Genomic DNA, 1,703 nt, shown 5'->3' with positions numbered 1-1,703 from the left:
GAGGCCCCGGCGTCGCTGGCCGCCACTGCCGACCTGCGCGCCCTTCTTGCCGGACATGCGGCGGTTGTTCGCGGCCATGAGGTATCCGTCTCCGTGAAGTCGTGGGTGTCCTGCTACTGCTGTGGTGCGTGCTACTGCTGTGGTGCGTTCGTCCGTGACGTGTGCCTATGAAGTGTGCCGCCCGGAGAGCCGGACGGCACAGTCGATCTTCGGGTGCCCCGACCGCTCAGCGCGCGCCGAGGCTCCAGCGCGGTCCCTGGGGGCCGTCCTCGATCACCAGACCGGACTGGCCGAGCTGGTCGCGGATGGCGTCCGCGGTGGGCCAGTCCTTGCGCGCCCGCGCGGCCTCGCGCTGGTCGAGGACCATCCGGACCAGGGTGTCGACCACGCCGTGGAGGTCCTGGCCGTGGTCGCTTCCGCCGGCCCACCGGGGGTCCAGCGGGTCGAGTCCGAGCACGCCGAGCATGGCGCGGACCTCGGCGAGACGCGCGACGGCCTCCTCCTTGTCGTCGGCGGCCAGCGCGCTGTTGCCCTGCCGGACGGTGGTGTGCACGACGGCGAGCGCCTGCGGGACGCCCAGGTCGTCGTCCATCGCCTCGGCGAACACGGGCGGCACCTCGCCGGCGGGCTCGACGGCACCTCCGGCCAGCTCCGTCACGCGCTGCGCGAAGCCCTCGATCCGCGCGAACGCGGACTCGGCCTCGCGCAGGGCCTCCTCGCTGTACTCGATCATCGACCGGTAGTGCGGGGTGCCCAGGTAGTAGCGCAGCACGATGGGCCGCCAGCGCTTGACCATCTCGGAGACCAGGACGCTGTTGCCGAGCGACTTCGACATCTTCTCGCCGCTCATGGTGACCCAGGCGTTGTGCACCCAGTACCGGGCGAACTCGTCACCGTAGGCCTTGGCCTGGGCGATCTCGTTGTCGTGGTGCGGGAAGATCAGGTCCAGGCCGCCGCCGTGGATGTCGAAGGCGCTGCCGAGGTACTTGTGCGCCATCGCCGAGCACTCCAGGTGCCAGCCGGGACGCCCGAGGCCCCATGGCGTCTCCCAGCTCGGCTCGCCGGGCTTGGCCGCCTTCCACATCGCGAAGTCGCGCGGGTCCCGCTTGCCGGTCTCGCCCTCGCCGGAGGGCTGGAGCAGGTTGTCGAGTTCCTGGTTGGACAGCTCCAGGTACGCGGGGAACGAGGCGACGGCGAAGTACACGTTGCCCTCGGCCTCGTAGGCGTGCCCGCGCTCGATGAGACCGCGCATCATCTCGACCATCTCGGTGATGTGGCCGGTGGCGCGCGGCTCGTAGGTCGGGGGCAGGCAGCCGAGGGCGCGGTAGCCGTCGTTGAACGCCCGCTCGTTCTCGTAGCCGATGGCCCACCAGGGGCGGCCCTGCTCGGCGGACTTGGCGATGATCTTGTCGTCGATGTCGGTGACGTTGCGGACGAACGTCACCTCCAGGCCGCGGTACTCGAACCAGCGGCGCATGATGTCGAAGTTCAGCCCCGAGCGGATGTGCCCGATGTGGGGCGCCGCCTGCACGGTGGCACCACACAGGTAGATCGAGACGCAACCCGGCTGGAGCGGGGAGAAGTCACGGATCTGCCGGGCGCTGGTGTCGTACAGGCGAATAGTCACGACACCAGGGTAGTAGGCGCGACGGTGTGCGCGGTGCGTGGTGCCGTCCGGCGGCCGGGCGGTTCCCGGGCACCGG

General features: G+C 70.5%; 1 protein-coding gene. It reads right to left on the bottom strand.

Features of this window, described 5'->3' with window-relative positions:
- Window positions 1–226 precede the first annotated feature (226 nt).
- Window positions 227–1,627, bottom strand: coding sequence for a cysteine--tRNA ligase (gene cysS / locus B9S61_RS03875; RefSeq protein ID WP_103540921.1), 1,401 nt, complete (start codon window positions 1,625–1,627; stop codon window positions 227–229).
- Window positions 1,628–1,703: the final 76 nt, after the last annotated feature.

The sequence above is a fragment of the Streptomyces sp. SM1 genome (genome assembly GCF_002910825.1).
GTDB lineage: Bacteria > Actinomycetota > Actinomycetes > Streptomycetales > Streptomycetaceae > Streptomyces > Streptomyces okerensis.
This window is presented reverse-complemented; position numbering and strand designations above follow the sequence as displayed.